The sequence below is a fragment of the Delftia sp. DS1230 genome, assembly GCF_040112715.1.
GTDB lineage: Bacteria > Pseudomonadota > Gammaproteobacteria > Burkholderiales > Burkholderiaceae_C > Comamonas > Comamonas tsuruhatensis.
Window position 1 is genome coordinate 50932 of sequence record NZ_CP157763.1, and the last position, 24943, is coordinate 75874.

At 68.7% G+C, this 24943-nt stretch carries 22 protein-coding genes; 12 read left to right on the top strand and 10 right to left on the bottom strand.

Annotated elements, in window-relative coordinates; translation table 11 throughout:
• Positions 1 to 151 precede the first annotated feature (151 nt).
• Complete coding sequence (locus AAN986_RS00205) at positions 152 to 1855, top strand: methyl-accepting chemotaxis protein (protein ID WP_012201976.1); 1704 nt, start codon at positions 152 to 154, stop codon at positions 1853 to 1855.
• 105 nt (positions 1856 to 1960) lie between these two features.
• Here the strand turns inward: AAN986_RS00205 and AAN986_RS00210 are convergent, their stop codons facing one another.
• The 3 genes from AAN986_RS00210 to AAN986_RS00220 form a co-directional block, all read right to left on the bottom strand.
• A complete protein-coding gene (locus AAN986_RS00210) occupies positions 1961 to 3079 on the bottom strand; it encodes an alkene reductase (RefSeq protein WP_047217535.1) in 1119 nt (372 codons plus the stop codon).
• A gap of 287 nt (positions 3080 to 3366) precedes the next feature.
• On the bottom strand, positions 3367 to 3975 hold the full coding sequence (gstA, locus tag AAN986_RS00215) for a glutathione transferase GstA (RefSeq protein WP_013799958.1): 609 nt from the start codon (positions 3973 to 3975) through the stop codon (positions 3367 to 3369).
• Positions 3976 to 4070: 95 nt separating this feature from the next.
• Positions 4071 to 4658, bottom strand: a complete 588-nt coding sequence (locus AAN986_RS00220) for an NAD(P)H-dependent oxidoreductase (protein ID WP_047217536.1) — start codon at positions 4656 to 4658, stop codon at positions 4071 to 4073.
• Positions 4659 to 4960: 302 nt separating this feature from the next.
• Between AAN986_RS00220 and mnmG the strand changes: the two genes are divergently transcribed.
• The 9 genes from mnmG to AAN986_RS00265 all read left to right on the top strand — a co-directional run bounded on the left by mnmG (position 4961) and on the right by AAN986_RS00265 (position 15496).
• Positions 4961 to 6940 (top strand): tRNA uridine-5-carboxymethylaminomethyl(34) synthesis enzyme MnmG, encoded by a 1980-nt coding sequence (mnmG, locus tag AAN986_RS00225; protein WP_016447288.1) that lies wholly within the window; start codon positions 4961 to 4963, stop codon positions 6938 to 6940.
• On the top strand, positions 6937 to 7599 hold the full coding sequence (rsmG, locus tag AAN986_RS00230) for a 16S rRNA (guanine(527)-N(7))-methyltransferase RsmG (RefSeq protein ID WP_349335543.1): 663 nt from the start codon (positions 6937 to 6939) through the stop codon (positions 7597 to 7599). The genes mnmG and rsmG overlap by 4 nt, the downstream gene beginning before the upstream one ends.
• A gap of 106 nt (positions 7600 to 7705) precedes the next feature.
• Positions 7706 to 8320: a LysE family transporter gene (locus tag AAN986_RS00235; RefSeq protein WP_016447290.1), complete on the top strand. Its 615-nt coding sequence runs from the start codon at positions 7706 to 7708 to the stop codon at positions 8318 to 8320.
• A gap of 13 nt (positions 8321 to 8333) precedes the next feature.
• Complete coding sequence (locus AAN986_RS00240; protein ID WP_016447291.1) at positions 8334 to 9104, top strand: AAA family ATPase; 771 nt, start codon at positions 8334 to 8336, stop codon at positions 9102 to 9104.
• Between the two features lie 2 nt (positions 9105 to 9106).
• Positions 9107 to 9685, top strand: a complete 579-nt coding sequence (locus tag AAN986_RS00245; RefSeq protein WP_017405073.1) for an alpha/beta fold hydrolase — start codon at positions 9107 to 9109, stop codon at positions 9683 to 9685.
• Between the two features lie 13 nt (positions 9686 to 9698).
• Entirely contained in the window at positions 9699 to 10634 is a 936-nt protein-coding gene (locus AAN986_RS00250) for a ParB/RepB/Spo0J family partition protein (protein WP_016447293.1), read from the top strand.
• Between the two features lie 195 nt (positions 10635 to 10829).
• Entirely contained in the window at positions 10830 to 11864 is a 1035-nt protein-coding gene (locus tag AAN986_RS00255; RefSeq protein ID WP_016447294.1) for a peptidoglycan-binding domain-containing protein, read from the top strand.
• Positions 11865 to 12037: 173 nt separating this feature from the next.
• Positions 12038 to 12859, top strand: a complete 822-nt coding sequence (locus tag AAN986_RS00260; protein ID WP_047217538.1) for a hypothetical protein — start codon at positions 12038 to 12040, stop codon at positions 12857 to 12859.
• A 333-nt stretch (positions 12860 to 13192) separates the two neighbouring features.
• On the top strand, positions 13193 to 15496 hold the full coding sequence (locus tag AAN986_RS00265; protein WP_349335544.1) for an IPTL-CTERM sorting domain-containing protein: 2304 nt from the start codon (positions 13193 to 13195) through the stop codon (positions 15494 to 15496).
• Positions 15497 to 15512: 16 nt separating this feature from the next.
• On the opposite strand, the gene AAN986_RS00270 is transcribed toward AAN986_RS00265, so the two are convergent.
• The 5 genes from AAN986_RS00270 to AAN986_RS00290 form a co-directional block, all read right to left on the bottom strand.
• Positions 15513 to 15860 (bottom strand): cytochrome c, encoded by a 348-nt coding sequence (locus tag AAN986_RS00270; RefSeq protein WP_047217540.1) that lies wholly within the window; start codon positions 15858 to 15860, stop codon positions 15513 to 15515.
• A gap of 96 nt (positions 15861 to 15956) precedes the next feature.
• Positions 15957 to 17246 (bottom strand): sulfite oxidase, encoded by a 1290-nt coding sequence (locus AAN986_RS00275; RefSeq protein ID WP_349335545.1) that lies wholly within the window; start codon positions 17244 to 17246, stop codon positions 15957 to 15959.
• Between the two features lie 68 nt (positions 17247 to 17314).
• Positions 17315 to 17902 carry a hypothetical protein gene (locus tag AAN986_RS00280; protein ID WP_047217542.1) on the bottom strand — a complete coding sequence of 196 codons (588 nt, stop codon included), beginning with the start codon at positions 17900 to 17902 and terminating at the stop codon, positions 17315 to 17317.
• An 11-nt stretch (positions 17903 to 17913) separates the two neighbouring features.
• Positions 17914 to 18474 (bottom strand): sigma-70 family RNA polymerase sigma factor, encoded by a 561-nt coding sequence (locus AAN986_RS00285; RefSeq protein ID WP_046985944.1) that lies wholly within the window; start codon positions 18472 to 18474, stop codon positions 17914 to 17916.
• Positions 18475 to 18572: 98 nt separating this feature from the next.
• Positions 18573 to 19625, bottom strand: coding sequence for a helix-turn-helix transcriptional regulator (locus AAN986_RS00290; protein ID WP_082138050.1), 1053 nt, complete (start codon positions 19623 to 19625; stop codon positions 18573 to 18575).
• A 65-nt stretch (positions 19626 to 19690) separates the two neighbouring features.
• On the opposite strand from AAN986_RS00290, the gene AAN986_RS00295 reads away from it, so the two are divergent.
• Both AAN986_RS00295 and AAN986_RS00300 read left to right on the top strand, forming a co-directional pair.
• Entirely contained in the window at positions 19691 to 20965 is a 1275-nt protein-coding gene (locus AAN986_RS00295) for an MFS transporter (protein ID WP_047217604.1), read from the top strand.
• Between the two features lie 156 nt (positions 20966 to 21121).
• Entirely contained in the window at positions 21122 to 22411 is a 1290-nt protein-coding gene (locus AAN986_RS00300) for a M20/M25/M40 family metallo-hydrolase (protein ID WP_047217544.1), read from the top strand.
• 188 nt (positions 22412 to 22599) lie between these two features.
• On the opposite strand, the gene AAN986_RS00305 is transcribed toward AAN986_RS00300, so the two are convergent.
• A complete protein-coding gene (locus AAN986_RS00305; RefSeq protein WP_012202001.1) occupies positions 22600 to 23601 on the bottom strand; it encodes a tripartite tricarboxylate transporter substrate binding protein in 1002 nt (333 codons plus the stop codon).
• Positions 23602 to 23672: 71 nt separating this feature from the next.
• Positions 23673 to 24881: a CaiB/BaiF CoA-transferase family protein gene (locus tag AAN986_RS00310; protein WP_012202002.1), complete on the bottom strand. Its 1209-nt coding sequence runs from the start codon at positions 24879 to 24881 to the stop codon at positions 23673 to 23675.
• Positions 24882 to 24943: the final 62 nt, after the last annotated feature.

Below are 24943 nucleotides of genomic sequence, written 5' to 3' on the forward strand. Positions count from 1 at the left end.
ATGGCCGATAGATCGAAAAGAGCCGTGAATATGCAAAAACCGTCATAGACCATTGGCGATCATCTGACAAACTGCAACAATTTGTATTTACGTTGGCGCTATGCACTTGGAGACCGTGCGTGCGCCCTGACTGACAGAGAGGAAAACGGTCATGAACTTGTTGGGAATGATGCGGGCTTTCACGATCCGCACGCGGATGCTGGGTGCCATCGCCATGGTGCTGGTACTGCTGGGTCTGCTGGGCGGAGCCGGGATGCTGGGCATGTTCCGCATCCATGGCATGAGTCAGCAGTTCATGCATACCTCGTACGCCAAGATGGGCTACATGGTGGAGTTGCGCGCCGAGCTGGGTGCCGTGCGCGCCCATGAAAAGGACATGATCATCCAGTACGAGCGTGCCGAAGAGGTGCGCAAGGCCCACACCCAGTGGCTGGCCGCCATCGACCGCGTGAAATCCGTGGCCGAGCGCTTTCTGAAGGATGAGGATCCGGCCGACGATGCCATCGTCAGCGGCATCTCCGAGCGCGTGGACCGCTACCGCCAGCAGTTCGAGCACATTGCGCGACAGCTGGAGGCCGGTGGCTATGACACGGCGACCACGGCCAACCGCATGAGCGGCAAGGCCATGGCCGAGGTGGCCGAGGTCGAAAAGCTCATCGCCCAGCTCGACCAGCTGCTGCGCCAGCAGGTCGATGCCATGGCCGCCGAGGAGCAGGGCGTGGCCGAGCAGACGCAGTGGATCTTCGTGGCTGCCGTGGTGCTCACGGTGCTGGTGGTGGTGCCGCTGACGCTGATGAACATGCTGTCCATCTGCCGCCCCCTGGTGCAGGCGCGCCAGACGGCGCTGACCATTGCCCAGGGCGATCTGTCGCAGAGCGTGAAGGTGGAGGGCAAGGACGAGGTGGCCGATCTGCAGCGCGCGCTGGACCAGATGCAGCAGAGCCTGGGCTCCATGGTGACCCAGGTGCGCGACGCCAGCGGCAACATCGCCACGGCCAGCCAGGAGATCGCCACGGGCAACCAGGACCTGTCCTCGCGCACCGAGCAGACGGCCAGCAATGTGCAGGAGACCGTGGCCTCGCTGTCCCAGCTCACGGCCACGGTGCAGCAGACGGCATCGTCCTCGCAGCTGGCCAACCAGCTGGCGGCCTCTGCCTCGACCACGGCCACGCGCGGTGGCGACGTGGTGGCCCAGGCGGTGGTCAGCATGCAGGAGATCACGACCTCCAGCCGCAAGATCGGCGACATCATCGGCCTGATCGACTCCATCGCCTTCCAGACCAACATCCTGGCGCTGAACGCCGCCGTGGAAGCGGCACGCGCCGGCGAGCAGGGCCGCGGCTTTGCCGTGGTGGCGGCCGAGGTGCGATCCCTGGCCCAGCGCTCGGCCCAGGCGGCCAGCGAGATCAAGGCGCTGATCCAGACCAGCGTGCAGGCCGTGGACGTGGGCGTGCGCCAGGTCGAGGACGCGGGCAAGACCATGAAGGAAATCGTGGACAGCGTGCAGCGCGTGGGCGACATCATTGGCGAGATCACGGCGGCTTCCAGCGAGCAGTCGGGGGGCATCGGCCAGGTCAACCAGGCCGTGGGCGACATCGACCGCATGACGCAGCAGAACGCAGCCCTGGTCGAGGAATCGGCTGCCGCCGCCGAGTCGCTGCGCGAGCAGGCCGCGCGCCTGGCGCAGGTGGTGGGCCAGTTCCGCATTGCCGGTGCGGCCGTGGCGTCCATGGGCTCGCATGCTTCCTATGGCCGTCCCTCCCAGGGCCAGCCCAGCCTGGCGCCGGCTGCAGGCCGCGCCTCGCTGGCCTCTGGCCGGGACACGCGCGAGACCCAGCTGCTGGAACACGCCTGAGATAGCGGACGCAGGGACAGGGGCCTGACCCCTGTTCCACGTGGATCGTCTGGACAAAAAAAGCGGAGTGCGATGCACTCCGCTTTTTGTTTGTGCGGCCGCAAATCAGGCCTGGCGCGCGAACGGGTAGTCGGTATAGCCCTCGGGGCCGCCGCCGTAGAACAGGCTGGAGTTCCAGGGGTTCAGCGGCAGGTCGTCGCGCAGGCGGTGGACCAGGTCGGGGTTGGAGATGAAGGCCTTGCCGAAGGCCACGATATCGGCGTGGCCGCTTTCCACGGCGCGCAGCGCCATGTCGCGGTCATAGCCGTTGTTGACCATCCAGGCGCCCTGGCCGCCGGCCTCGCGGTAGGCGGATTTGAGGGCCGCGTAGTCGAAGGGCCGGTCGGGCAACTCACGCGGGCCGCCGGTGGAGCCTTCGATGATGTGGATGTAGGCCAGGCCCAGCGGCGCCAGCTGGCGCACCACGTATTCGAACAGCGGCTGAGGGTCGGCATCGGCGATGTCGTTGGCCGGCGTCACGGGCGACAGGCGGATGCCCACGCGGCCGCCGCCCACGGCATCGGCGGCGGCGCGCGTGCATTCGAGCAGCAGGCGGGCGCGGTTCTCGATGCTGCCACCGTAGTCGTCATCGCGCTGGTTGGCGCCGGTCTTGAGGAACTGGTCCAGCAGATAGCCGTTGGCGCCGTGCAGCTCCACGCCGTCGAAGCCGGCCGTCTCCACGGCATTGCGCGCGGCCACGGCGAAGCTGTGGACGATGGCGGGAAGCTCGTGCTGGGCGAGCGCGCGCGGCGCGGAGGTGGGCACGAACTGGCCCTTGCCCGAGTCCTCGTCGATCACATAGGTCTTGGATCTGGCCGCCACCGGGGACGGCCCCACGGGCGCCTGGCCTTCGGGCTGCAGCGAGGTGTGCGAGACCCGGCCCACATGCCACAGCTGGGTGACGATGCGCCCGCCGGCCTTGTGCACGGCGTCGGTCACGCGCTTCCAGCCGTCGAGCTGCTCGCTGCCGTACAGGCCCGGCACATGGGCATAGCCCTGGCCCTGGTGGCTGATGGCCGTGCCTTCGCTGATCAGCAGGCCGGCGCTGGCGCGCTGGGCGTAGTAGGTGACCATGATGTCGTTGGGCAGGGCCTGGGGTGCGCGGTTGCGCGTCAGCGGCGCCATGGCGATGCGGTTGGGCAGGCGCAGTTCGCCAGCCTGTATGGGATCGAACAGAGAGGTCATGCAACGGGGCTTTCTGTGCGTGAAGCAAAAGCGCCACCTGTGCGGGCGGCGCGGCGTACGGCACAGATTACGCCCATGGAATCAATCGTGCAGGCCAGGGATTTGCGCGCTGTCGTGCAGGCGACGCCCGCATGCCGCATGGCCCGGCAGATGCGCGCGGCACCCGCCGAGGTGCAGCCGCGCATCCGCAGGCGCCAGGCCTGCGCCGCAGGCACCAAAGACAAAGGGCCGGCCGGTTCCACACCAGCCGGCCCCGTCAGGCCTTGAGCGCCGCAGCGCGGCGCTGCTTACTTGAGCAGGCCTTCGGCCTTCATCGCGGCCTGCACGGCAGGGCGGGCCAGCACGCGCTCGCGGTAGGCCAGGAGGTTGGTCAGCTCGGAGATGTCCACGCCCACGAACTGGGCCCAGCCCGTAACGGTGAACAGGTAGGCGTCGGCCACGGTGAACTGCTCGCCCATCAGGTAGTCGCGGCCATTGAGCTCGCCGTCCACCCACTTGAGGCGGTCCAGCACGCGCTGGCGCACCACGGGCTTGTAGTCGTCGGGCGTGGCGGGGTTGAACAGGGGACCGAAGCCCTTGTGCAGCTCGGTGCCGATGAAGTTCAGCCACTCCTGAAGGTGGTAGCGGGCCATGGTGCCGTTGGCAGGCGCCAGCTTCTTCTCGGGGACCAGATCGGCCAGGTACTGGACGATGGCCGGGCCTTCATGCAGCGTGTCGCCGTCGTCGAGCACGAGGAAGGGAACATAGCCCAGCGGGTTGATGCCGTAGTAGTCCGTGCCGTCCTGCAGCTTGTGCGTCTTGGTGCTGGCCAGGACCGGCTCGTAGGCCAGGCCTGCCTCGTGCAGGACGATGTGGGGAGACAGAGAGCAGGCGCCAGGGCTGTAGTAGAGCTTCATGGTGGATGGCTTCCGATCAGGGTAAGAAAGACAAGCGCCCATGCTAACCCCATGTGGCGGGGCTGCGCATGATGGGACCGCGCTGGCGCCAGGGTTCAGGCCGACAGGCGCTGTGCAGCCCAGAGCACCTGTTCCAGCACGGCCTTCATGCCCAGCTGGTCCTGGGGCCGCTGCAGGCGGCCGGCCTCGTCAAAGGCCTGGCCTGCCTGTCCTACGGCGTGGCTCACGGGTGCCAGCCAGCACTGCAGGTTCAGCAGCAGCGGCGCCAGGTGCGACTGGGCCCGCAGGCCGCCCAGGCCGCCGGGCGAGGCGCTGGCCATGCCCACGACCTTGCCGCGAAAGGGCAGGGTGCCATCGGACCAGACCGGATCACCGGCCACGGGGCTGGAAGCCCAGTCGACGGCGTTCTTGAGCAGGGCGGGGTAGCTGCCGTTGTACTCGGGCGAGCAGATCAGCCAGGCCGGGTGGCTGTGCAGCGCGGCCTTGAAGCGCAGCACGTCGGGCGGCGTGCCGCTGGCCTCCAGGTCGGCGTTGTACATGGGGATGTCGAAATCCGACAGCTCCAGCAGCGTGGGCTGGGCGCCCAGTTCACGGGCCATGTCGGCGGCGGCGGCGGCCAGGCGCCGGTTGTGCGATTGTTGGCGGGTACTGCCCGCGAAGATGAGGATCTGCATGGCCGCCATTGCATCACAGGCCCTGCACATGTTTCTTGCAAGCGGGCCGCGTTGCGGGCGGCGGCGCGCAGCATCCTGCGGAGAATGCCGTCGCCCGCCGCCCTGTTTCACGTGGAACACCGGCACAGTGCCGGCCCGGTGGCAGGGCCGGCCGACCCCTTGCAAGGCACTGGTGCGGCAAAGGTGGGAAAATCGCGGGTTCCCCGCTGGGTTCCCCTCGCTACATGAACGAGGGCCGCCTGCCATGAGCGCCGGAGCGTGAGTGCTCCGTGTCGGGGGCTTGGGCCGGGCAGGCCCCCGGAGTGATAAGCATGTTGTACCCACAGGAATTTGATGTGATCGTGGTCGGTGGCGGCCACGCCGGCACCGAGGCCGCGCTGGCCGCTGCGCGCATGGGCTGCAGGACGCTGCTGCTGAGCCACAACATCGAGACCCTGGGCCAGATGAGCTGCAATCCCAGCATCGGCGGGATCGGCAAGGGCCATCTGGTCAAGGAAGTGGATGCGCTGGGCGGCGCCATGGCGCTGGCCACCGATATCGGCGGCATACAGTTCCGCATCCTCAACAGCTCCAAGGGCCCGGCCGTGCGTGCCACGCGCGCCCAGGCCGACCGCATTCTCTACAAGGCCGCCATCCGCGACATGCTGGAGAACCAGCCCAACCTGTGGCTGTTCCAGCAGGCGGTGGACGACCTCATGGTCGAAGGCGACCGCGTGGTGGGCGCCGTCACGCAGGTCGGCGTGCGCTTTCGCAGCCGCACCGTGGTGCTCACGGCGGGCACCTTCCTGGACGGCAAGATCCACGTGGGCCTGAACAACTACGCGGCAGGCCGCGCGGGCGACCCGCCGGCCGTCAGCCTGTCGTCGCGGCTCAAGGAGCTGCAGCTGCCCCAGGGGCGCCTGAAGACCGGCACGCCGCCGCGCCTGGATGGCCGCAGCATCGACTTCTCGCAGTGCGAGGAGCAGCCCGGCGACGGCATGCCCGGCGGTGTCAACGAAGGCGTGCTGCCCGTGTTCAGCTTCATCGGCAATGCGGCCATGCACCCGCGCCAGATGCCCTGCTGGATCACCCACACCAACGAGCGCACGCACGACATCATCCGCAGCGGCTTTGACCGCAGCCCCATGTTCACGGGCAAGATCGAGGGCGTAGGCCCGCGCTACTGCCCCAGCGTCGAGGACAAGATCAATCGCTTTGCCGACAAGGAAAGCCACCAGATCTTCCTGGAGCCCGAAGGCCTGACCACCAACGAGTTCTATCCCAACGGCATCTCCACCAGCCTGCCCTTCGACATCCAGTACGAACTGGTGCGCAGCATGAAGGGGCTGGAGAACGCGCACATCCTGCGTCCCGGCTACGCCATCGAGTACGACTACTTCGATCCGCGCTCGCTCAAGAGCAGCTTCGAGACGCGCCAGATCCAGGGCCTGTTCTTCGCGGGCCAGATCAATGGCACGACCGGCTACGAGGAAGCGGCGGCCCAGGGCCTGTTCGCAGGCCTCAACGCCGCGCTGCAGTGCCGCGGTCAGGAAGCCTGGCTGCCGCGCCGCGACGAGGCCTACCTGGGCGTGCTGGTCGATGACCTGATCACCAAGGGCGTGACCGAGCCCTACCGCATGTTCACCAGCCGCGCCGAGTTCCGTCTGCAGCTGCGCGAGGACAACGCCGACATGCGCCTGACCGAGGCCGGCCGCGCCATGGGCCTGGTGGACGATGCGCGCTGGGATGCCTTCAGCCGCAAGCGCGATGCTGTTTCACGTGAAACAGAGCGCCTGAAGTCCACCTGGGTCAATCCGCGCATCGTCGCGCCCGAGGAATCGGAGCGGGTGCTGGGCAAGTCCATCGAGCGTGAATACAACCTGTTCGACCTGCTGCGCCGCCCCGATGTGGGCTACGGCAAGCTGATGAGCCTGAACGAGGGCCGCTATGCCTCGGCCGATGTGCAGCCCGAGGTGCTGGGCGATCTCAGCGCCTCCGTCGTCGAGCAGGTGGAGATCGCGGCCAAGTACGCAGGCTACATCGACCGCCAGAAGGACGAGGTGCAGCGCGCCGCCCACTTCGAGAACCTGCGCCTGCCGGCCGAGCTGGACTATATGCAGGTGCCGGCCCTGTCCTTCGAGGTGCGCCAGTCGCTGCAAAAGCACAGGCCCGAGACGCTGGGCCAGGCATCGCGCATGTCGGGCGTGACGCCAGCGGCGATCTCCCTGCTCATGGTGCACCTGAAGAAGGGGGGCTTCCGCGGCTTTGCCCCTGATGTGACAGACGCGAAGGGCGAGGAGGCATCCGCATGAGTCAGGAACTGCGCGCTCCTCTCGAGGCCGGCCTGCGGGCGCTGGGCCTGGAGCTTTCCCCTGCCCAGGTCGATACGCTGATGGAATTCCAGGCCCTGCTGGGCAAGTGGAACAAGGTCTACAACCTCACGGCAGTGCGTGATCCGCAGGAGATGCTGACCCACCACCTGCTCGACAGCCTGGCCGCCGTGCCGCCCCTGCAGCGCCACCTGGCCCAGATGCCTGCGCGCGCAGGGCGCACCGCCATGCTGGACGTGGGATCGGGCGGCGGCCTGCCCGGCGTGGTCTTTGCCGTCTGCTGCCCGCAGGTCGACGTGCACTGCGTGGACACGGTGGGCAAGAAGGCGGCCTTCATCCAGCAGGCGGCGGCCACTCTGCGCCTGCCCAACCTGCGCGGCATCCACAGCCGCGTGGAGCAGTTGACCACGCGCTATCCGCTGATCAGCTGCCGTGCCTTTGCCTCGCTGGCGGACTTCACCAGCTGGTCGCGCCAGGCGCTGGAGGAGGGCGGCACATGGCTGGCCATGAAGGGCAAGCACCCCGACGAGGAAATCGCCGCGCTGCCTGCCGACGTGCAGGTGTTTCACGTGGAACCATTGAAGGTGCCGGGCCTGGATGCCGAGCGCTGCATCCTCTGGCTGCGCACTGCTGCAGCCTGATTTTTTTACCGAATAGCACACTGCCGCGTTGCGGCGGGGCCATGTTCCCCATGCGCTGGCCATGGCCCTCGCATAAACTCCCAGCTTTCATCGCTCAGGGGTCAGCATGTTCGGCATCTCCGATTTCAGCGCATTCGTTGTTGCCATTCTTCTGTTTTTGCTGATTCCGGGGCCGGGCAATCTGGCGCTGATCACCTCCACCGGCAAGGGCGGCATACGGGCCGGAATGGCGGCCTGCGCCGGCGTGCTGGCGGCCGACCAGGTGCTGATCTGGATGGCGGTGGCGGGCGTTGCCGCGCTGCTGGCCTCCTATCCCGCGGCCTTCCATGCCGTGCAGTGGCTGGGCGCCGCCTACCTGGGCTGGCTGGGTTTCAGGATGCTCACGGCCAGGCCCGGCGACAAGCCCGTGCTGCACATCGAGCCGCGCCACTACTTTCGCCAGGCTGGCCTGATCACCCTGATGAACCCCAAGTCCATCGTGTTCTACATGGCCTTCTTCCCGCTGTTCGTGGATCCCGCAAGCCACCAGGGCCTGCTCACGTTCGCGGTGATGGCGGCCACGGTGGCTGCTCTGACCTTTCTCTATTGCCTGATCGTGGTGCTGCTGACCGCGCATCTGGCCGAGCGCATGCGCGCCAATCCTGCGGTTTCCCGGGTTCTCGAAAAGACTGCGGGCGTGTTTCTGATCGGTTTTGGCCTCAAGCTGGCCATCGCCAAATAAGCGTGTAAATACCATGGCCAAAATCTTCTGTGTCGCCAATCAAAAGGGTGGGGTCGGCAAGACCACCACCGCTGTCAACCTTGCTGCGGGCCTGGCCAAGATCGGCCAGCGCGTGCTGATGATCGACCTGGACCCCCAGGGCAATGCCACCATGGGCTCGGGCGTGGACAAGCGCGCGCTGGAGCTGTCGGTCTACGACGTGCTGCTGGAGAACGCCAGCGTCAAGGAAGCCGCCGTGCGCTCCGAGGCCGTGGGCTATGACGTGCTGGGCGCCAACCGCGAACTCAGCGGCGCCGAGATCGAGCTGGTCACGCTGGAGCGCCGCAACGAGCGCCTGAAGGGCGCCCTCAGGGCGGCCGATGCCGACTACGACTTCGTGCTCGTGGACTGCCCGCCCAGCCTGTCCATGCTCACCCTTAACGGCCTGTGCGCGGCCCATGGCGTGGTCGTGCCCATGCAGTGCGAGTACTTCGCGCTCGAAGGCCTGACCGACCTGGTCAACACCATCAAGCAGGTGCACGCCAACATGAACCCTGACCTGCAGATCATCGGCCTGCTGCGCGTGATGTTCGACCCGCGCACCACGCTGCAGCAGCAGGTCAGCGACCAGCTCAAGGAGCACTTCGGCGACAAGGTGTTCGACACCGTCATCCCGCGCAACGTGCGCCTGGCCGAGGCGCCCAGCTATGGCGTGCCCGGCGTGGTCTTCGACCCGGGCGCCAAGGGCAGCAAGGCCTTCATCGATTTCGCGCACGAGATGGTGCGCCGCATCAAGAAGATGTAGTCATGCAAGGTTCACATGAAACGGCAGGGCAGGGCGTGCCGACCGGGTGGGCTGCCGAGGACGTCTGGCTGCTGCCCGGCTGGCAGAACTCGGACGCCGGCCACTGGCAAAGCCGCTGGGAGCAGCGCCACGGCTACCGCCGCCTGGAGCAAAACGACTGGGACCGTCCGCTGCGCGGCGACTGGAGCGCCAGGCTGCAGGAGACGGTGCTCGACGCGCCGCGCCCGGTGGTGCTGGTGGCCCACAGTCTGGGCTGCATCCTTGTGGCGTGGTGGGCGGCGCATTCGCCGCTGGCCGCCCGCAAGGTGCGTGGCGCGCTGCTGGTCGCCCCCGGCGATACCGAGCAGCCCCAGCTGCGCGAGCAATTGCCTGGCTGGTCGCCCGTGATGATGCAGCGCCTGCCGTTTGCCTCCATCGTGGTCGGCAGCAACAACGATATCTATTGCAGCGCGCAGCGCGTGCAGACCCTGGCCGATGCCTGGGGCGCGCGCTTTGTCGATGCAGGGCCTTCGGGCCATCTCAACACGGCCAGCGGGCTGGGCGACTGGGACAGCGGACACGCGCTGCTGGCGTCGCTTTGACAAGGACAACACCATGGTGACCAAGAAACCCAAGGGACTGGGACGCGGACTCGAAGCCCTGCTCGGCCCCAAGGTCCACGACAAGGAAGAGGCCGGCGGCCCCGTGGCCGAGACCGGGCTGCCCAGCATCCTGCAGCTGGACGTGATGGTGCCCGGCCAATACCAGCCGCGCACCCACATGGACGAGGGCGCGCTCTACGAGCTGGCCGAAAGCATCAAGGCCCAGGGCATCATGCAGCCCATCCTGGTGCGCCGCCTGGCCAAGGGCGAGCACGCCGGCAAGTACGAAATCATCGCGGGCGAGCGGCGCTTTCGCGCAGCCCGCATCGCCGGCCTGGCCGAGGTGCCGGTGCTGGTGCGCGAGGTGCCCGACGAGGCCGCCGCCGCCATGGCGCTGATCGAGAACATCCAGCGCGAGGACCTCAACCCGCTGGAAGAGGCCCAGGGCCTGTCGCGCCTGGTCAAGGAATTCGGCCTCACGCACGAGCAGGCGGCCCAGGCCGTGGGACGCTCGCGCAGCGCGGCCACCAACATCCTGCGCCTGCTGAACCTGGCCGACCCGGTGCAGACCATGCTCATGGCCGGCGACATCGACATGGGCCATGCGCGCGCCCTGCTGTCGCTGGACCGCGCGGCCCAGATCACGGCCGGCAACCAGATCGCGGCCAAGAAGCTGTCGGTGCGCGAGGCCGAGGCCCTGGTCAAGAAGATCGGCGCCGACTTCAGCCTGGTGCGCCAGAAGTCCAAGAAGGAAGGCAAGACGCGCGACATCAAGCGCGTGGAGGAAGAGCTGTCCGACCTGCTCATGGCCGATGTCGAAGTGCGCATCAAGAAGTCCGTGCGCCGGGGCGGCAAGCTGCAGGAAATGGGCGAAGTGGCGATCCAGTTCGGCTCGCTCGATGCGCTCAACGGGCTGATCGAACGTTTGCGCGGCGATGCACCCGAGTGATGACAACAGCTTGTAACCGTCTGTGATCTGTCGTTCTCCAGCAAAGCAGCGCTTTTTCGCGAGGGTGAATCCCGGTATATTTGCGCGCTGTTATGCGGGGTAATTGTGTGTAATCGCTGACTGGCGACGCTGCCAGTGCGTGGACGCCATTGCCCTGGCGCTGATTCACCTAGACCAGACCAAGAGGATTACAACGTGAAGAAGTATCTTGCCCTGACTGCCATCGCCGCCGTGGCGCTGACCGGCTGCGTGACCACCGACATGCGCATGGGTTCGCCGGAAGCCAAGACCGTGGCCACGGGCGCCGCGGGCGGTGCCAGCGCCGAGAACGCCAACACCGAGCTGGAGCGCTGCGACTCCTCGCTGGGCACCATCTCCCTGGTCGAGAACCAGACCGCCGGCTGGTACACCATCCTCACCCAGCAGTACCGCCTGCCGCCCACCTCGCAGCTGCTGCGCCTGATGATCCAGCAGTCCAACTGCTTCATCGTCGTGGAACGCGGCGCGGCCGGCATGGGTGCCATGGCGCGTGAACGCGCGCTGATGGACTCGGGCGAAATGCGCGGCGGCAGCAACCTGGGCAAGGGCCAGATGGTGGCCTCCGACTACGGCCTGTCCCCCGAAGTGATCTTCAACCAGAGCGATGCCGGCGGCATGGGCGGCGCCATCGGCGGCCGCGCCGGCGGCATCTTCGGCGCGCTGGCTGCAGCCACCAAGACGCGCGAGGCCTCGGTCATGCTGGCCCTGGTGGACAACCGCTCGGGCGTGCAGGTGTCGGCTTCCGAAGGCTCGTCTTCCAAGACTGACTGGGGCGGCATGGGCGCGCTGTTCGGCGGCTCTGCCGGCGCCTCGCTGGGCGGCTACACGCGCACGGCCGAAGGCAAGGTGATCGCCGCCGCCTTCATGGACGCCTACAACCAGATGGTGCGCTCGCTGCGCAACTACAAGGCACAGACCGTCAAGGGCCAGGGCCTGGGCGGCGGTGGACGCCTGGGCGTGGACGGCGGTGCCGCACCGTCGCAGACATCGGCTCCGGGCGCCAATGCCGCCGGCATGTCGCTGCGCGCTGCCCAGCAAAAGCTCAATGCCCTGGGCTACACCGCAGGCACGCCTGACGGCGCCATGGGCAAGAACACCCAGAACGCCCTGCGCGAATTCCAGCGCGACCAGAGCCTGCCGCAGACCGGCCGCCTCGACCGTGCCACCTCGCAAGCACTGCAACAGCAATGAGATGCAGCACCCCCTGAGTCGCTTCGCGCCTTCCCCCTCTCCTGCGGGAGGGGGACGACAGCCTCGCTGCGGGGCGGCCCTTGCTCGCTGTCCCTGGTTTGGGGCGTTTCGGGCGCATAGGTCGCGCTCGTTTCATGGGCTGTGGGAGGCGCGTCGCGCAATGAGGCTCTGACATGCGGCGCCTTCCCTGGCCGGCCCCGGCCCTTCTTGCCTGGGCAGGCGCCTGGCTTGTGTACGCCGCGCTGCAATCGACCCTAGGGCCGCTGGCCGCCTGGCTGGCGGCCTGTTTTTTGGGCGTGCTCGCCAGCCTGCTGGCCACGCCCTGGTGGCGGCGCCTGGCCGTGGCGGCGGGCTTTCCGCTGTCCTGCCTGATGCTGTGGGGGCCGGGCGGCCTGGCCGCCATCAGCCCCTGGCTGTGGCTGGCGGCGCTGGGCCTGCTCGCCCTGGTCTACCCGCTCAACGCCTGGCGCGATGCGCCGCTGTTTCCCACGCCCGCCGATGCGCTGCAAGGCCTGGCCGATGCCGCGCCGCTGCCGGACGGCGCGGCCGTGCTCGATGCCGGCTGCGGCCTGGGCGACGGCCTGCGCGCGCTGCGCGGCCAGTACCCGCAGGCGCGGCTCAACGGCATGGAGTGGAGCTGGCCGCTGCGCTGGCTGTGCGCGCTGCGCTGCCCCTGGGCCCGCGTGCGCCGCGCCGATATCTGGCTGGCCGACTGGAGCGGCTACCAGATGGTCTACCTGTTCCAGCGCCCCGAAAGCATGGGCCGTGCGGCCGTCAAGGCCGCCACGGAGCTGCCCGAGGGCGCCTGGCTGGTCAGCCTGGACTTTGCGCTGCCCGGCGTGGAGCCCTCCTGGCAGCGCCAGGGCCCGGGCCGGCACAGCCTCTGGGTCTACCGCATGCCGCTGGGCGGTGCCGGCGAGGCCGTGGTGCATGTTCCCGAGCCCGAGGAGACGCCCTACGAAAAGGCGCGGCGGGAGCTGCAGCAGCGCCGATGAGAGCCTGTGCCGCTCCAGCCGTGACGTTGCACGGCCGGGGCCTGGCACTGAGTCCGGACGGCGGGCCCACACACTTCGCGCCTTTGTCTTACAGGAGAAAGGCGGGCTCTCCATGCTCCCCGGAATTGACTCTTTGTGTACGTGCGCAAGACTTGCTGTGCCTGCCATCCACAGATGCAGGACCTGCAAGCCTTGACCCATCTGCTGCGCCAGGCTGCGGTGCAGATGACAAACACAAAGATCGCCAAGATGGATATGGAACTGTCTCGTGCATGCACGGCCCGCAGCCGCATGCGTTCGCCTTCTTCTTCGCTGCCTGTGCCCCCTCGGTCCGTGTTGAAAATCCTGGCATGGGGCGTGGCCTTGTGCTGCACCCAGGCGCAGGCCCAAACGGTCACTTCCACCGGCGATGTGGTGCCTGTCCAGGTGCCCAACCCCTCGCCCAGCTGGAATGCGGGCACCACGCTGCACGTCGGCAGTACGGGCACGGGAACGCTCACCATGGACAGCGGAGGCTCAGTGACCCACTCCGGGGTCGGCACCGTGGGCTACGACCTGGGCAGCAATGGCACGGTCACCGTCCGGGGCGCGGGTTCCACGTGGAACGGTTCAAGCAGTCTCGTGATTGGTGGCAGGGGCACAGGCACCTTGAAGGTCGAAGATGGGGGCGTGGTGTCAGGTGTGGTGGGTGCTTTGGGCGATGTCCCTGAAGGCGTGGGCACGGCGACAATCAGTGGAACAGGCTCGGCCTGGCGCAGCACCCAGGATTTCTTCACCAGCTTCAACGGAACAGGCACGGTCACCTTGCGCGATGGTGGTGCGCTGTCTGTGCAGGGGGGCGCCGGGACCATCACCATGGATGCTGACGCGGGCGCTGTCGGAACCCTCCAGGTGGGCGGTGGACCGGCCGACGCCGCCATGGCGCCCGGCGTGGTCGATGCGGCCCGCATCAACTTCAGCCTGGGGACCGGCACCCTGCATTTCAACCATACGGGCGCCAACCTGGGCTTTGGGCTTGCGCTGTCCAGCGTCGATCCCGGCACGCACCGCATCACCCATCAGGCCGGCACGACCACGCTGTCGGCCGACAGCTCCGGTTTCTCGGGCAGCACCGCGGTCTCCGGGGGGCGGCTGGTGGTCGCCAATGCGCTTGGCGGCACGGCGTCGGTCACGGGCGGGCAGCTGGATGTCGATGGGACGCAGGGCGGCACCGTCACGGCCAGCGGCTCCGGCGTGGTGACCGGGGCGGGCACGGTCTCTGGCGACCTGGACCAGACCGCCGGCGGCGTGCTGCTGGGCCAGCAAGGCCGCAAGCTCAGCGTTGCAGGCCTGGCGACGCTGGGCGGCGGTGCTGTGGTACAGGCCGGCCTGGGAGCGCCTTCGGCCACGGCCTTGTTCGATGTGAACGGCAATCTCACGCTGGGCGGCACGCTTGGCATCAATGACCTGGGCGGCTTTGGCGCAGGCGTGTACCGGCTGTTCGACTATCGCGGCACGCTGGCCGGGAGCCTGGCCTTCGGCGCGCTGCCCGCAGGCGTGGTGGCGGACAACCTGACCCTGCAGACTTCGGTGCCCGGGCAGGTGAACCTGCTCTCCACGGTCGGCGTGGCCCTGGGCTATTGGGATGGTGGCAATGCCGCGCTCAGGGACAACAACGTGGTCAACGGCGGCACAGGCGTCTGGCGCGCCGATGGCCGCAACTGGACCGGCGCGGGCGGCGCGCTCAACGGCCCTTATCAACCCAACCCCACCGTGGCCCGGTTCCAGGGCCTGGCCGGTGTGGTGACGGCGGATGCCGGTGCGGGGGCCATCGGCATTACCGGCATGCAGTTCGATGTCGATGGCTACCGCCTCCAGGGTGCGACCCTGGGATTGCTGGGCGCGGGAGCCAACACGGTCAACGTGGCCAGCGGCGCGACGGCGACGGTGGCATTGGTGCTGTCCGGCCCGGGTGGCCTGGCCAAGGCCGGCGCCGGCACGCTGGTGCTGGAAGCTGCCGGCAGCTACGGCGGCGCCACCACGGTCCAGGGCGGCAGTCTGCGTGCCGGCGCTGCCAATGTGCTGACCAGCGTTTCGGCCCATGAGGTGCAGGCTTCGGGCGTGCTGGATCTCGACGGCCTGGCCCAGACCGTGGCCAGCCTGGTGAACGCGGGCACGGTGCGCCTTCCCAGGAACGGCGCTCCGGCCGTACCCGGCACCACGCTGAGCGTGACAGGCAACTACAGCGGCGGCGGCGTGCTGGCCATGGCCACGCAACTGGGCAATGAAGCGTCGCCCAGTGACCGCCTGGTGGTGAACGGCAGCGTGACGGCAGGTGCGCCCACGCGCCTGGACATTGCCAACGCCGCAGGCCTGGGCGCGGCGACCGCGGGCAACGGTATTTTGGTCGTGCAGGTCAATGGTGCGGTATCGCCTGCAGGTGCCTTCGTGCTGGCGGCGCCGCTGCAGGCTGGAGGCTACAGCTACCAGCTGGTGCAGGTGGGCAGCCACTGGTATCTGCAGTCACGCCTGGCGGGTGCCACAGGGGTGCAGCAGATTCCCGCGCTGGGCACGGCGGGCCTGGCTGGCCTGGCCCTGATGCTGGGCGGGCTGGCTGCCTGGCGGCAGCGCCGCCGTCCGGGCGCCGTGCGGGACTGAGCACGGCGGCCTGCCTCTACTTCTTCGCGCTGGCCTTGCTCACATAGAGCGACAGCGCGGCGATATCGGCCTCGCTGAGCGTGGCCTTGAACGAGGGCATGGCGCCTATGCCGTCGCGCAGGGCACGGGCCACGCGCGCGGCGTCGGGCTTGAGCTCGTCGAGCACGGGGCCGATGGCGCCCTCGGCACCCGCGTCCTTGAGCGTGTGGCACAGCGCGCAGGCAGGCGTGGCCGTGGTGAACAGCTTCTTGCCCAGGGCCATCTGGGCCGCTTCATCGGCAAAGGCGGGGGCGCACAGCAGGGCGCTGCCGAACAAAGTGCTGCCCAGCAGGGCGGTGTGGATCAGGTGTTTCATCGTGAACATGGCAATGGGGGTACGGGCCCGCCACGGTCTGGCGCCGTGTGCGGGAGGTGACGGTAGTGAAGAGAAGGGGGGGCGGGATGAGCGCGCGGGCCGTGTTCAGGCCACGGTGACGGTCACGGCGTGGTCGGCCCAGCTGGTGTTGTTGTAGCCACTCTGGTTTTCGCCGCGCGTCTCGGGCTGGACCCGGCCGCGCGCGTCGGTGGCGCGGCTGGCCAGCACATGCGTGCCCTTGGGCAGGCGCGCCTGCAGCACGAACTGGCGCCAGGCGTACTTGCCCAGGTCGGGGCCGACCAGGCGCGCGGCCTGCCAGCTCTTGCCGCCGTCCGTGGACACCTCCACGCCCTTGACGGCATCCATGCCGCCAAAGGCCACGCCGTGGATCTGCACCAGGCCGGCGGCCTGCCCGCCGTCCTCGGGCAGGGGCGAGTTGATCCAGGACTTGACGCTCATCTCCTGCACCGAGGGCTGGCTCGGATCGCCCTTGCTGCCGGGCGGCGAGATGCGGTAGCCGTGGGACATGATGTGGGCCTCGCTCTCGCGCGGCGTGAAGGCCAGCTGCTTGATGTACTTGATGTTGTTCACGCCCGTGTAGCCGGGCACGATCAGGCGCAGCGGCCCGCCATGGGCCAGCGGGATGGGCTCGCCGTTCATCTCCCAGGCCAGCAGCGCGTCTTCCATGGCCGACAGCGGCACCGAGCGCTCGACGATGACGCTCTTGGGGTCCAGCCCTGCAGGCAGCACCTCGCCGCCCGTGCCGGTCATGTAGAGGCCGCCGTCGGCCACGCCGCCCAGGGCCTTGACCACCTCGCGCACGGGCACGCCGCTCCAGACCACGCAGCCGGCCGCACCCACGGTCCAGGCCGTGCCGCTGGGCTTGCTGGGAAAGAAGGCCCGGCCATTGCCCGAGCACTGCAGCACCATGGCCACGGTCTCCAGGCCCAGGGACTTGAGCTCGCGCACGCTGAGGCTGCGGGGCTGGCGCACGCCCTCCACCTGCAACTGCCAGGCATCGCGGTCGGCCACGATGGATTCGGGCGGTGTGGGCAGGTTGTTGCGCACATAGAGCTGGTCGCTGGGCGTGATCACGCTGGTGCCGAAGGCGCCGCGCCGCGTCTCTATGGTGGTGGAGCTGTGGACGATGAGGGCATCGGCCTTCTTCCAGCCCGCGTAGCCGGGCAGGGGCTTGGCCGCCGGTGCTGCCGCAGCTGCGGGTGCCTGGGCCTGGGCCTGGGCCTGGGCCTGGGCCTGGGCCTGGGCCTGGGCCTGGGCCTGGGCCAACGCGCCCTGGTGCAGGCCGGCCAGGCCTGCGGCGGCCAGTGCGCTGGCGCTGCCGGCCAGCAGGCTGCGGCGCGCGGGGGAGGTGGGCGATGTCGGCAAGTGGTTCATGGTTGTCTCCTCGTGGTGGTGGTCAGGGGGCGTGTCATGGCGTCTCATGGGGCATCTCATGGGGCATCTCATGGGGCAGGGGGGCCCAGGGCCTTGCTGGCCACGGCCAGGGCCTGTTTCTTCTGGGCCACCAGCACCAGCGGCCGGCCTTCGCGCGAGCGGACGACCTGCCAGTGCATGTTGGCCCACCAGCCCTGGCCATCGGCCAGGGGCTGGGGCTGGTCGAAGGCCAGTACGGTGACGATGCCGCCCTTCTCGAAGAAGGTGGTCAGGTGGTAGGCGCGCGTGCCGTCGATGTCGCAGGGCCGCATCAGCTGGGTGTAGCCGGGCAGCTTCTCGCCGGCCGGCAGGTCCATGCGGCGCGCCACCTCGGCCTCGGGCATGAAGCTGCCGCGCAGCGTGCGCTCGTAGTACTCATGCTCGATGGCGGCGCGCACCAGCTCGGGCGGGCGCATGGCGAACACGGCCGTGGCGGCCGAGCTGCCCACCAGCAGCGCGGCGATCAGGCGGCGCACGCCGCTGCGCGCATGCCAGGGCGTGTGGCGCAGCAGATGGGCGGGCGGCTCGCCGTGCGGCCCGGGGTCGAAGGCCAGGGCCAGTTCGGCGCGTGCGCGCAGGTCGAAGGCCGATTCGTCGGTCGTGTCCGGGGCAGTCATTTCAAGCCTTGCTATCGGGTGGCGCGCAGCGGGGTGGGGCGCAGCGGGATCACGCTGGCAGTCTCTGGGGCAGGCGCCGGGGCGGCCTGCTCCAGGGCCGCCTTCAGCGCATCGCGGGCGCGTGACAGGCGCGACAGCACCGTGCCCGGCGCAATGTCCAGGGCCTCTGCCATCTGGGCCGTGGGCATGTCGTCGAAGTAATAGAGCACCAGCACCTCGCGGTGGATGGGGGCGATGCGCGACAGCGCCTTGACCACGTCGAGCCGGTCATCCAGCGCCGAAGGCGAGGGGGTGGGGGCGGGATGCTGGTCCAGTGCCTCGTCATCGCTGACCAGATGGGCCGATGGCGCAAGGTGCCGGAAGGCATGGCGGCGCATGATCTGGAACAGCCAGGCCCGCGCCATTGCGGCCTCGCGCAGCTGGTGGCGAAAGCGCCAGGCGCTGGTGAAGCAGTCCTGCACCACGTCCTCGGCCAGCGCGCGCGAGCCGGTCAGCGCCCAGGCGCTGCGCAGCAGGAATCGGTAGTGCTCGCGCACCCACTGGTTGTAGCGCGACTCGGCGGTGGAGATCATGCGGCATAAGAGCACGCAGGGCGCCGCCCTATTCCATGGGCTGGCCTTAGGCAAACCCTATATCGGATCAGCTATCGCGAAGAGGCGGTGGTTCCCAGTCATTCCCTGGTCGGCCGCGATACAGCGCCTGATCCGACCCTGTGGGCAGCGGAGCCGGCCTGCTGCCCGAAGAACCGTGCCGGAGGCATGCCCACCGTGCGGTGCACCATGGCGCTGAAGGCGCTGGGGCTGTATCCCAGCTCGGCCGCGATCTGCTGTATGGGAAGGCCGCGCGCGGCCAGGCTCAGGCCGTGGGCCAGCACGACTTGCTGGCGCCAGGTGGTGAAGCTGCAGCCCAGCTGCTGCTGGAACAGCCGGGCCACGGTGCGCGGGCTGGCGCCGGTGTCTGCCGCCCAGTCGGCCAGGCTCTCGTGCTGGGTGGGGTCGGCCACGACGGCCTCGCAGAGCATGCGCAGCCGCTTGTCCTGGGGCATGTTCACGCCAAGGTGGACTTCGCTGGCCCGGCGCAGTTCTTCCAGCAGCAGGGCGCTGAGATGGTGCTCGCGCTGCAGGGTGGCGGCGTCCGGGGCGGGCTGGTCATCGCTTTGCTTGGGCAGGGCCGTGATCAGCTCGCGCATCAGCGGCGAAACCTCCAGCACGCGGCAGCGTGCCCAGTCCTGCGGGTTGCAGGCCACGCCGCAGGGCGGGAGGTCCGGCAGTACGGGGCCCTGGGCCGGATCGTCCTGCAGCACGGGGCCCTGGGCCGGATCGTCCTGCAGCACGTAGATGGAGACGAGATCGGCTTCCTCGACCATGGCCACGGCGTGGACCAGGCCGGGCGGAATCCACACGGCCTTGGAGGGTGGGGCGATCAGCGTGCCCTGGGGGGCCGACAGGTGCAGCACGCCGTCCAGCGAGATGGCGATCTGTGCCCAGCTGTGGCTGTGCGGTATGACGCGCGTGCGTGCCGACAGGCGATGCTGCTTGGCGCGCACGGGGCGCTGGGGCGTGGGCACGAACAGGTGTGGATGCAGGGCCTCCACCGGCTCCATCGGCCGGGCCCTGCGCACCGACCGCAGTGCGGCTGCGGGGCAGGCGCTGGGCAGGGTGTCGGCACAAGTGTCGGCAAGGGTGTGGGCAGGGGTGCCGGGTATGGAGACAGGCTTTGGCATGTTTGCGACAGAAGTTGGCAGACTATCGCATACAAGACGAAACGCTGCTGCCTAAGATGCGGCCCATGACCGCCTCTTCCTCTTCCATGCCGGACGCCGTGGCGCCGGACCCGCTGCGCAGCGATGTGCGCACCATCGGCCTGATCGGCCTGGCGCATGGTTCCTCGCATTTCTTCCACCTGCTGCTGCCGCCGCTGTTCCCGTGGCTGATCGCCGAGTTCGGCTACAGCTATGCCGAACTCAGCGTGATGGTGTCGCTGTTCTTCGTGGTCTCCGGCGTGGGACAGGCCATGGCCGGCTTTGCCGTGGACCGCTTCGGCGCGCGCCCCATTCTGTTTGCGGCGCTGGGCAGCTTCACCGTGGCGGGCGTGGTCGCCAGCCTGGCACAGGGCTATGGAATGCTGCTGCTGGCAGCCTTCTTCGCGGGCCTGGGCAATGCGCCCTTCCACCCGGTGGACTTCACCATCCTCAACAAGCGCGTGTCGGCCAAGCGCATCGGCCATGCGTTCTCGGTGCACGGCCTGTCGGGCAATATCGGCTGGGCGCTGGCGCCGCTGTTCATGGCGGGCATCACCACGGCCACGGGCTCGTGGCGCCTGGCCTGCCTGTGCGGCGCGGCCCTGGCCGCCGTCATCCTCACCATCATGGTGCTCAACCGCGAGGCGCTGGACGACCGTGCGGCCGATGCCCTGGCCCCGGCGGCGCGTGCCGCTGCGGCCGCCGTGCCGCAGGAGCATCCCATGGCCTTCCTGAAGCTGCCCTCGGTCTGGCTGTGCTTCTCGTTCTTCTTCTGGAGCACCTGCGCGCTCAGCGCCATCCAGAGCTTTGCCAGCCCCGCCATGCAGTCCATGTACGGACTGCCGCTGAGCGTGACGGCGCTGATCGTCACGGGCTATATGCTCTGCGGCGCGGCAGGCATGCTGGCCGGTGGCTTCCTCGTGGGCCGCGTGCAGCGGCTGGAGAAGGTGATCTCCATCTGCATGCTGGGCTCGGGTGTTGCGCTGTTCCTGGTCGGCACGGGCTGGCTGCCGGCCATGGCGGCCGTGGCCGTGGCCTCCATCGCGGGCCTGGGCACGGGCCTGGCCGGCCCCTCGCGCGACATGCTGATCAAGCGCGCCGCCCCGCCCGGCGCCACGGGCCGCGTCTACGGCACGGTGTATTCGGGCCTGGACCTGGGCTTTTGCCTGGCCGCGCCGGTGTTCGGCTACATGCTGGACCACGGCATGAGCCACGGCGTGTTCTACGGATCGGCCATTGCCCTGGTGCTGAGCGTGGTGTCGGCCGTGGTCGTGGGCGATGGCGTGAGCCGGAAAAGCGGCATGGCGCTGAGCGCGGGCTGATACCGGGTCGCACTCCCCACAAGGCCCCGCAGGCCCAAGCTTGCGGGGCCTTTGCTTTGGGCGCAGAGATGGACAAAACAGGCACGCCAATTGCGTGCGCACTGCGCGGCGCCTGCTATCGTGCAGGCACAACTTTTCAACACAGGAGACCTGTCCATGCGTTCCGCCTTCGCACCGCTTTCCCTCATGTTCCGCAGCGCCCCGCTGGCGCTGGCCCTCGCCATGGCCGGCCTGTCCGGCAGTGCCCTGGCTGCGCCCAAGGCCGATATCCAGGCGCTGGCGCAAAAGCACCAGCAGCCCCTGCTGGACACGCTGCGCGAGCTGGTGCACATCGAGTCGGGCAGCAAGGACATGGAGGGCGTGGAACAGATCGCCAACTACGTGGCCGGCAAGCTGCGCGAGCAGGGCGGCAAGGTCGAGATCCTGCAGCCCACCGACGTCTACCGGCTGGGTGACACGCCCGAGAAGATCGGCCCCATGGTGCATGCCGAGTTCAAGGGCAAGGGCACCAGCCGCATCATGCTGATCGCCCACATGGACACGGTCTACCTGCGCGGCATGCTCAAGGACCAGCCGTTTCGCATCGACGGCGAGCGCGCCTACGGCCTGGGCATTGCCGACGACAAGCAGGGCGTGGCCCTGATCCTGCACACCGTGGCCATGCTGCGCCAGATGGGCTTCGACAACTATGGCACGCTGACCGTGCTGATGAACAGCGACGAGGAAATCAGCTCGCCCGGCGCGCGCAGCACCATCACGCGCCTGGGCGCCGAGCAGGATGCGGTCTTCTCGTTCGAAGGCGGCGGCACCGACGGCGGCGTGCGCCTGGCCACCAGCGGCATCGGCGCGGCCTACCTCAAGGTCGAGGGCAAGGCCTCGCACGCGGGCGCCAAGCCCGAGGACGGCGTGAATGCGCTGTACGAGCTGTCGCACCAGCTGCTGCAGATGAAGGACCTGTCCAAGCCCGAGACCGGCCTCAAGCTCAACTGGACCGTGGCCAAGGCCGGCACCAACCGCAACGTCATTCCCGCCGAGGCCACGGCCCAGGCCGACGCCCGCGCGCTGCGCGTGGCCGACTTCACGGCGCTGGAGCAGGCCATGCAGGCCAAGGTGGGCCACAAGCTGCTGGACGCCAGCAAGGTGCAGCTCAAGTTCGAAGTGCGCCGCCCGCCGCTGGAGGCCAACGAGGCCTCGCGCAGCCTGGCCAAACAGGCGCAGACCATCTACAGCGATGAGCTGGGCCTGAAGATGAGCGTGATGGAAAAGGCCACGGGCGGCGGCACCGACGCGGCGTTTGCGGCGCTCAAGGCCAAGGGTGCCGTCATCGAGGGCTTTGGCCTGAGCGGCTACGGCGCGCACTCCAATGATGCGGAGTATGTGCAGCTGAACACCATCGTGCCGCGCCTGTACCTGGCCACGCGCATGATCATGGATCTGTCGAAGTAGCCCCCACGCTCCCCTGCTTCGCATGGTCCGCTGCCCCTGGCCGGGCGCCCCCCGAGGGGGCCGCGTTTCGCCTTGGGGCGGCCCGGCGGCGAAACCTGGCGCACTCTGCAGATGGCGGGGGCAAAAAGCAAAAAAGGGCATGCCTTGCGGCATGCCCTGAAGGCGCATCGTGGGGCGCTCTGTGTTCTTTACTGCGAAGAGATGTTCTTGTCTTTCGCGATCTTGCTCCAGCGCGTGAAGTCGGCATTCAGGCGCGCCTTCATGGCCGCGCCGTCCTGGTAGGTGGCGATGGCGCCTGCGGCCAGCATCTTCTTTTGCAGCTCGGGCTCGGCCAGGATGAGCTTGAGTTCCTGGTTCAGGCGCTGGACCACGGCGGGAGGCGTGTTCAGCGGGGCGATCAGGCCGCCCCAGGTGTCGGCGTCGAAGCCGGGGAAGCCCTGCTCGGCCACCGACTTCACATTGGGCAGCAGCTGCTTGGCCTTTTGCGAGCTGACGGCAATGGCGCGCAGCTTGCCGGCCTGGATGTGGGGCAGGGCCGCGACCACGTCGGCGAACATCACGGCGATCTGGCCGCCGATCAGGTCGGTCACGGCCGGCGCGCTGCCGCGGTACGGCACGTGCTGCATGTCGAAGCCGCCCAGGTCCTTGAGCTGCTCCATGGACAGGTGGCCGAAGCTGCCCGTGCCCGAGCTGGTGTAGTTCAGCGCCGGCTTGGCCTTCCTGGCGTGCTCGATCAGCTGCTGCAGGTTGGTCACGTCCGGCAGCTCGCGCGGGTTGATGACGATGGCCATGGGCAGGTCATAGACCGTGGCCACGGGCAGGAAGTCCTTGCGCACGTCGTACAGGTTGTTGTTGAACAGCATGGGCGCCAGCAGCGCGGGCATGCCGAACATGGACAGCGAATAGCCGTCGGGCTGCGACTTGATGAAGGCCGCCGTGCCCACCGAGCCCGAGGCGCCGGGACGGTTGTCGATGACGATGGTCTGGCCCAGGCGCTCGGTCAGGCGCTGGGCGACGATGCGCGCGGCCGTGTCGGTGGGGCCGCCGGGCGGGAAGGCCACGGTCAGCTTGATCAGCTTGTCGGGCCACTGGCTCTGGGCCCGTGCGGCGGGGGCCAGCGTGGCGATGGCGGTGGCGCAGGCGGCGGAAAGGATCTGGCGGCGCGAGGCCTGGAAGGGGGTGGAAGTCATATGTCTCCTCAAGCGGGAAGGGGTGGAAATGAGAGCCGTGGAGCGGTCTGGGTGGGAACGTCTGCGCGCTCTCAGATGATGTTTTTGGCGCGCAGCGCGGCGCGGGCCTGTTCGTCCAGGCCCAGGCGCTGCTGCAGCACCTCGTCGGTGTGTTCGCCCTGGTGCGGCGGCGGGCGGCGCACGGGCAGGCGCTGGCCGTCCAGCGCATAGGGCGGGGCCAGCACGGACTGGCTGCCGGCTTCGCTGTCCTCGAAGCGGTGCAGCAGGCCGGCGTCGGCCGTGCGCTGCGAGTTCAGGGCCTCGAACAGGCCCAGCACCTCGCCGCAGGGAATCTGCGCGGCCGTCAGGCATTCGAGCAGTTGGGCGCGCGTGAAGCGCAGCAGCTCGGCCTGCACCAGCGGCATCAGCAGCTCGCGGTTTGCCGAGCGTGCGGTATTGGTGGCAAAGCGCTCGTCGGCGGCCCACTCGGGCTTGGCGATGACGTCGGTGCAAAAGCGCTGGAACTGGCCGTTGTTGCCCACGGTGATGACCAGAGGGCCGTCGGCCGCCTCGAACACGCCGTAGGGCACGATGGACGGATGGGCGTTGCCGAACTTGGGCGGGTCGCCGGCCTTGAGCAAGGCCTCCATGCCGTAGTAGCTGGTGATCATCAGGCCGCAGTCGTACAGGGCCATCTGCACATGGCGGCCGCGCCCGCTGCGCTCGCGCTCGTAGAGCGCGGCCAGGATGGCCTGGGCCGAGTACATGCCCGTGAACATGTCCACGGCGGCCACGCCGAACTTCAGCGGGCCCTGGCCCTGCTCGCCGTTCATGGCCATGATGCCGGACTCTCCCTGCACCACCAGGTCGTAGCCGGGCCGCGTGGCCTCGGGGCCGCTGCGCGAGTAGCCCGAGATGGAGCAGTACACCAGGCGCGGGTTCAGCTGCGACAGCTGCTCGTAGCCCAGCCCCAGCTTCTCGGCGCCGCCGACCTTGAAGTTCTGGATGACCACATCGCTGTCGGCCGCCAGCTCGCGTGCGATGCGCAGGCCCTCTTCGGCCTGCAGGTCCAGCGTGACCGAGCGCTTGTTGCGGTTGGCGCTGTTGAAGTAGGAGGTGTTGCGCTGGCCCACGCGCACGCCCCAGTCGCGCGTGTCGTCGCCGCGGCCCGGGTGCTCGACCTTGACGACATCGGCGCCCAGGTCGGCCAGCGCCATGGCGCACATGGGGCCGGCCAGCACGCGCGAAAGATCCAGGACGCGCACGCCGTCCAGCGGCAGGGAAGAGGGGAGAGCACTCATGCGAAACCTTGTCGAACCACGAAAACCGCAACGGGCCAGAGCCCGGGCAGGCCCGCATTCTT